General features: G+C 56.8%; 6 protein-coding genes. 3 read left to right on the forward strand and 3 right to left on the reverse strand.

Translation table 11 applies throughout. From position 1 onward, the window contains the following. Positions 1 to 1,410, forward strand: a 1,410-nt coding sequence (gene treA, locus RTY00_RS07580; protein WP_312663995.1) for an alpha,alpha-trehalase TreA, incomplete at its 5' end; no start/stop codon positions are given. Positions 1,411 to 1,650: 240 nt separating this feature from the next. After that, the gene (locus RTY00_RS07585) at positions 1,651 to 3,750 is read left to right on the forward strand and encodes a TonB-dependent siderophore receptor (protein ID WP_312663996.1); all 2,100 of its coding nucleotides are present in this window, start codon (positions 1,651 to 1,653) and stop codon (positions 3,748 to 3,750) included. 62 nt (positions 3,751 to 3,812) lie between these two features. Here the strand turns inward: RTY00_RS07585 and RTY00_RS07590 are convergent, their stop codons facing one another. Then, positions 3,813 to 4,061 carry a GlsB/YeaQ/YmgE family stress response membrane protein gene (locus tag RTY00_RS07590; protein ID WP_008102737.1) on the reverse strand — a complete coding sequence of 83 codons (249 nt, stop codon included), beginning with the start codon at positions 4,059 to 4,061 and terminating at the stop codon, positions 3,813 to 3,815. A gap of 186 nt (positions 4,062 to 4,247) precedes the next feature. Between RTY00_RS07590 and RTY00_RS07595 the strand changes: the two genes are divergently transcribed. Next, on the forward strand, positions 4,248 to 4,982 hold the full coding sequence (locus RTY00_RS07595) for a flagellar regulator YcgR PilZN domain-containing protein (protein WP_312663997.1): 735 nt from the start codon (positions 4,248 to 4,250) through the stop codon (positions 4,980 to 4,982). Positions 4,983 to 5,048: 66 nt separating this feature from the next. On the opposite strand, the gene RTY00_RS07600 is transcribed toward RTY00_RS07595, so the two are convergent. Then, entirely contained in the window at positions 5,049 to 6,536 is a 1,488-nt protein-coding gene (locus tag RTY00_RS07600) for an FGGY-family carbohydrate kinase (protein WP_312663998.1), read from the reverse strand. A gap of 2 nt (positions 6,537 to 6,538) precedes the next feature. Next, the coding region (locus RTY00_RS07605; protein WP_312663999.1) for a transketolase C-terminal domain-containing protein at positions 6,539 to 7,352 on the reverse strand (814 nt) is incomplete at its 5' end.

Genomic DNA, 7,352 nt, shown 5'->3' on the forward strand with positions numbered 1-7,352 from the left:
TTCGATCTCAAGCATTTTGTCGACAGCAACTTCACGCTGCCAAAAGAGGGAGACAAATATGTGCCGCCCGCCGGGCAAAGCCTGCGCGAGCACATCAACGGTTTATGGCCGGTGCTGACACGCACCGCGCAAAGTGCCAGTCAATACGATTCGCTGCTGCCGCTGCCGAAACCTTACGTGGTGCCTGGCGGCCGGTTCCGCGAAGTCTATTACTGGGACAGCTACTTCACCATGCTCGGCCTGGCGGAGAGCGGTCACTGGGATCGCGTGCAGGATATGGTGGATAACTTCGCCACCGAACTCGATAAATATGGCCATATCCCCAACGGTAACCGCAGCTACTATCTCAGCCGCTCGCAGCCGCCGTTCTTCAGCTTGATGGTTGACCTGCTGGCAACGCACAAAGGCGACGATGTCTATCGCCAATACCTGCCGCAGCTGCAGAAAGAGTACGATTACTGGATGGCGGACAGCGACAAAGTGGCAGCCGGCCAGGCCAGCAAACGCGTGATTAAACTCAGCGACGGTACGCTGCTTAACCGTTACTGGGACGATCGCGATGCACCGCGCACCGAATCCTGGCTCGATGACGTAAACACCGCGAATAAAGCGCCGGAACGCAATAAACAGCAGGTCTATCGCGACTTGCGTGCTGGCGCGGCATCAGGTTGGGATTTCAGTTCGCGCTGGTTCACTGATGCGCATAATCTGGCGTCGATTCGTACTACGCAGCTGGCGCCGGTCGATCTCAACAGCCTGATTTTCCACCTCGAACAGACATTGTCTAAAGCGTCCAAACTGGATAAGCAGGATGACAAAGCCAAACAGTTCGCGGCGGATGCCGAGAAACGTCAGGCGGCGATAAACCGCTATCTTTGGGATGACAAAAAAGGCTGGTACGCCGATTACGATTTCCAGAAGAAGCAGGTTCACTCGCAGCTGACCGCCGCCACGTTGTTCCCGCTCTATATGAAGGTGGCGAGCGATAAGCAAGCTGAGCGCACCGCTTCCGCTGTCGAAAAACAGCTGCTGAAACCGGGCGGTCTGGTGACCACCACGGTGAATAACGGCCAGCAATGGGATGCGCCAAACGGCTGGGCGCCGCTGCAATGGGTGGCGGTGGAAGGTCTTGAGCATTACAAACAGCCGAAACTGGCGCAGCAGATTGGTCAGCGCTTCCTGCAGAACGTGCAGGCAACCTACGACAAGGAGCATAAGCTGGTCGAGAAATATGTGGTTGAAGGTGCGCAACTGGGCGGAGGTGGCGGCGGTGAATATCCGCTGCAGGATGGCTTCGGCTGGACCAACGGTGTGACGTTGAAGCTGCTCGATAAGTACTGTCCGAAAGACAAAACCTGTAATAACGCCAGCGATATCCCGAATATGCCGGTTTTGAGTAGCGCGAAGTAACGTTTTTCCTGATCCATACCTAACCGTTGTAGGGTCGCCATTCATGGCGACCATCAACCCAGGTGCGCATTAATGCGCACCCTACAACCTCATATGCTCGCACGCTAATCCCGCGCTGCCTGTGCATTTTTCTCACAACCCTCTTACAACAAACTCACATCTTGAAACACTCGCAGCAAAAGATAATAATTCTCAATCTAATATCGATAGCTATTCCCATTAAAATATCAGGAACCTCTCATGACCTCGCTGTTTACCCTTAACCGTGGCCGCGTTCTGTGCGCGCTTGCGCTGGCTTTACCCGCTGCAAGCTTCGCTGAAGAGTCGATTGTCGTCACGGCGCAACCGCAAGAGAGCGCCACCTCGCCGACGCAAGGCTATCTCGCCACGCGGAGCAGCGGCGCCAGCAAAAGCGATCAGCCGCTGATTACCACGCCGCAGTCGATTTCGGTGGTAACGCGTCAGCAGATAGAAGATCAGGGCGCGCAGGATCTGAATCAGGCGCTGGGTTACACGCCGGGCGTGTTCACCAACTTCGGCGGGGCCGCCACGCGTTACGACACCATCGCGCTGCGTGGTTTCCACGGCGGCGATGTCGACAACACCTTCCTTGATGGCCTGCGCGTGATGAGTGACGGCGGCAGCTTCAACATCCTGCAGGTAGATAACTGGTTCCTTGATCGCATTGATGTGATCAAAGGTCCCTCCTCCGCGCTCTACGGCCAAACGGTGCCGGGCGGATTAGTGAACATGGTCAGCAAGCGTCCGCAGTTTGCCGAAGAGGGCCACTTCCGCCTGTCCAGCGGCACCAACGCCACTAACAGCGCCGCCTTTGATTACACCAACGCCATCAACGATCAGTGGGCGTTTCGCTTAACCGGCATCACGCGCAACAGCGATACGCAGTACGATCACACCCGCGAAGAGAAATATGCGATTTCGCCACAGCTGATGTGGCAGCCAAGCGAAGACACCAACTTAGTGCTGCGCGCCTATCTACAGAAAGATCCGTCCGGCGGTTATCACGGTTCGGTACCGGCGGAAGGCACGCTCTACAGCCACAACGGCCGCAAGCTGAGCGACAGTTTCTACGAAGGCGACAGTTCGCTCGATCAGTTCAAACGTCGCGAGCAGATATACAGCTATGACTTCTCACACCGCTTCAACGAAGTCTGGTCGGTGTACTCCACCGGCAGCTACAGCCACTCGAATACCGATCTCGATCAGGTTTATCAGATTGGCTGGAACGCGACGAATCCTGACCTGCTGAACCGCTACTACTCTGGCGAGCGTTCATCACTGAGCGCATGGGCTAACGACAACCGCTTGCAGGCCGATTTTGCTACCGGCGCGGTTCAGCATCGCGTGACGCTTGGCGCGGAATACCATCGTTATAAAAACGACATCACCGAAGCCAGCGGTGCCGCCAGCGCGCTGAATGCGTGGAACGGTGAAGAGGTGGGCATCATGCCAGACTTCGACTGGACATCGCAGACGCGCCGCTACTATCAAACCGGTTTGTATCTGCAGGATGAGTTGCAGCTCGATCGCTGGCATTTGGATTTGTCGGGACGCTATGACCGCATCGTGTCGGAAAACGGCACTAGCCGTCGTCAGGACGATCACATCAGCGGCCGCGCGGCGCTGCTGTATGCCTTCGAGAACGGCATCTCGCCATACGTCAGCTGGAGCCAGGCGATAACGCCGGCTTCGTTAACCGATCCGCAGGGCAATCAGCTGAAACCGACTACGTCTGAGCAGTATGAAGCGGGCGTGAAATATCAGCCGGTGGGCACGCGCGATATGTACTCAATCGCCGTGTACGATTTGACTCAGGACGATGTCGCCAACCGTAACGTGCTGGACGGGACTTATACGCCTTCGGGCAAAGTGCATTCGCAGGGCATTGAACTCGAAGCCCGTAATCAGCTGACGCAGCGTTTCAGCACCATCGCTGGCTACACGCTGAATCACCTGCGCTTCAAAGATTCGGTGGACGGTAACGATGGCCATACGCCGTATGTCACGCCGAACAGCATGGCATCGTTGTGGGGACATTATCAGTTTGACTACGGCTTGAGCGCCGGAGCCGGTGTGCGCTATATCGGCAAACAGTGGGCGGATAACGAGAACACCACGCGTCTGCCATCAGTAACGCTGTTTGATGCGTCGGTTCGCGCCGATCTTGGCGCATGGAACTCACAGCTGAAAGGCGCCTGGCTGCAGGTGAATGCCAACAACCTGACCGATAAAAAGTATCTGGCCGCTTGTTATGGCACCGGTTACTGCTATCGCGGTGCTGAACGTACGGTCATGGCTACGGTGGGCTACGACTTTTAATCAGGCATAAAAAAATCCGCCATCCTTTGCGGGATGGCGGATTTCATCAAATCTCTATGCTGTTAACTTCGTACTTTACGGTAAATCCACAGCACCACAATGGCACCAATCACAGCTACCACGAAGCTACCGAAGTTGAAACCGTCAACTTTACCGAAACCAAACAGGGTACTGATCCAGCCACCGACAACCGCACCTACCACACCCAGAACCACGGTGATGATAAAGCCGCCGCCATCTTTACCTGGCATAATCCACTTAGCGATAATCCCGGCAATCAGACCAAAAATAATCCATGAAAGAATACCCATGTACTGCTCCTTACGTTATTAATCAATGTGTTCACCGCCTCTAGTATAGACGGGATTTTATGATCTGCCTCGCAACTTACTGCAGTAAATAATCGTTAGCTAACTAAAGGTTAGCGCAGCAACGCCGATAACTGACGAACAGCATTGTCAGTCGTGAAAATAACAATCGGATAAGTGGAGCAGGACGTGGGAGAAGCCGATAAAGAACAATACCTCAAGCGAGGCACGTTAGCGGTTTTGGGCGTGATGAAGGATCTGTTGCGTTTTCAAACCCCGTTGATGGTGAATTTTTCGCGCGGTCAGTTTATCAGCCGCATGCTGTCAGCCGATGAAGATCAGGTGATCTTCGACCTTGGCAGCAACGCGCTGGATAACGATTTAGCGCTGCAAGGTGGTGAAGTGAATATCTTTGCCGAAACGCACGGTGCCAAAGTCGAATTTAGCTTAATCGGTTTACAGCGTATCGAATTCGAAGGCTTGCCCGCTTTTGCTGCTTCGCTACCTGAACTGGTGTGGCAGATTCAACGCCGTGAGTTTTTCCGCGTCAATGCACCACTGGAGCCGGTTTTTTATTGCCACAGCCAGTGGCCGGATGGAACCACTGCGCGTTTTCGCCTGCAGGATCTGTCATTGGGCGGCGTGGGCGTGCTGCTGGACGAAGCGCTGCCAGAAGGCCTTAATCGCGGCGATACCTTTAAAAAGCTGCGCGTTGACCTTGCTGAGTACGGCCACTTTGAGGTGACGGCACAGCTGCTGCACATTGGTGAACGCACCGTAGTGACCCGCAAGAATGAAACCCGCGTCACACCGCGCCTTAGCTTCCGCTTTACCGCCATCGAGCCGATTCAGGAACGCCAGCTGCAGCAGGTGATTTTTGCGCTGGAACGTCTGGCGCGCGACAAGGCCAACCGTTTCCAGTAAGTCCATCATTCGTAGGGTCGCCATTCATGGCGACCAATCCCCCAGATCCACACGAAACCGCACCCATCAACGAGGCTGATAACGGCAACGCGCCACCGCATCGAGCCAGCCGTGATAATTCTCCTGCATGCTTTTCGCCTGATCTTCACGCGGCGTGATCACGCTGCCGCCCTTCAACGCCTGCATCTCACTGCCCTGCTGCCACCAGCCTAAGGTGCGTCCCGCTAATAGCGCGGCGCCCAGCGCAGAAACTTCGGCCGTCGGTACGCGTTTCAGTGGCCGCTGCAACACATCAGCCTGCATCTGCATTAACCAGCTGTTTTCCGTGGCGCTGCCATCCACGCACAGCGCAGGAAGTTGTACGCCGCTGGCCTGCTCCATGGCGAAAAACACGTCGGCGATCTGGAAGGTGATCGATTCCAGCGCCACGCGCGCCAGCACCTCCGGCGTTGCCGCATCGGTCAAACCACACACCATGCCGCGCGCTTTTAAATCCCACCAAGGCGCGCCGAGACCAGAGAGCGCCGGTACAAAATAGATGCCCTGATTATGTTCGCTGCGCTGGGCCAGCGCGGTGAGTTCTCGCGGATCCTTAATGCCCAGCATGCGGCCCAGCCACGCCGCACCGGAACCGGTGTGGGTAATGTTGCCTTCAAAGGCATAGCGCAGCGTGCCGTCGTGCCACGCCACCGTGGTGCTGAGGCCATTTTCCGTCAGTAGCGGCGTCGCCATCGACATCATCAGTGACGAACCGGTGCCGTACGTGGCTTTGACTACCTCTTCGCTGCCACTGCGCTGCGCTTGCAACGCGGCGTGCGAATCGCCAATGCGCGACAAAATTGGCGTGCCAGGCGCTAAACCGGGAATATCGTTACGTGTCACTACACCCTGCGCGCTGGCCGAGGGCACAATCTGCGGCAGCGTCGCAGGGGGAATATGGAACAGCGCTAGCAGTTCCTCATCCCAATCGCCGCTGTGCAGGTTATATAACTGGGTGCGTGCCGCATTGGCATGATCGGTGACAAAGCTTTCGCCGCCACTCAGCTGCCAGCTCAGCCAGCTGTCCACGGTGCCGATACAGAGTTCACCGGCCTGCGCACGAGAAAATCCGTTCGGCAGCGCGGCCAGCATGCCGGTGAGCTTACCGGCCGGAAACATCGGATCGACCGCCAATCCGGTAAGCCCAGTGATGCGCGGCGCTTTACCCGCCACACGTAAATCGCGGCAAAACGCCTCCGAGCGGCGATCCTGCCAGCTGACCAGCGGCGTCAGCGGCTGACCGTTATGGCGCTGCCAGATCAGCACCGATTCGCGCTGGTTGCTGATCGCCACTGCCGCAACTTGCGCACCCGCACACTGCGCCAGACAATCTCTCACCGCCTGTTTAACCGCCTGCCAAATCGCCAGTGGATCCTGCTCCGCCAAACCCGGCTGCGGATGTTCCAGCGTCAGCGGCTGGCTGCCGCGTGCCACCACGTTCCCGGCACGATCGACCGCAATCGCTTTCGCATTGGTGGTGCCTTCATCAATTGCCAGTATCACCGAACCTGCCATCTTTACGCTCCTGCACAGATGCGCGCTGCACTCTTCACTACGCTGGCGGCATCAATGCCATGTCGGGCACGGGTTGAGGCACGATCGCCGGCAATCGCGTATTCGCCATCGGGGATGCCCAAACGCAGCAGCGGGATGCCACAGCCGCCTTCCGCCAGCACTTCTGCCACCAGGCTGCCGACGCCGCCGTTGACGTTGTGTTCTTCCACGGTAATTACCGCTGGATAGTGATTTAACAGCTCGCGCAGCTGTTGGGTATCACAAGGTCGAATCGATGGAATGCTGATCACACCTGCTGTAATGCCTTGCTCATGCAGTTGCTCGGCGGCGTGAACCACCTCGTGAACCGTCGAGCCCATCGCCACCAGCAAAATGTCATGACCTTCACGTAAAACGTCGATTTGCCCAGGACGGAATTGGTAGTTCTCATCGTGCAGCTGCGGCAGATCTTTACCGTCCAGACGGATGTATACCGGCCCGACATGCGCCAGCGCATACTCAATAATCTGGCGGCACTCCAGCGGGCAGGATGGCGCATAGATTTCGATGTTGCCGAAGCCGCGCATCACCGCAATGTCGTCGATGCTGTGATGGGTGCTGGCGAGTGGACCGTAGCTGGCACCGGCATTCAGGCCAAACAGTTTGACGTTAGTGTTGTTGTAGCAGACGTCGACTTTAACCTGCTCATTGGCGCGGGAAACCAGGAACGGCGCAGCGTTACAGGTTACGGCCACTTTACCGCCAATCGCCAGGCCGGCGGCGGTGCCCACCAGCGTTTGTTCGGCGATACCGACGTTACTCAGCCGGTCGGGAAAG

This window comes from Pantoea sp. CTOTU49201 (assembly GCF_032054795.1).
GTDB classification, from domain to species: domain Bacteria; phylum Pseudomonadota; class Gammaproteobacteria; order Enterobacterales; family Enterobacteriaceae; genus Pantoea; species Pantoea symbiotica.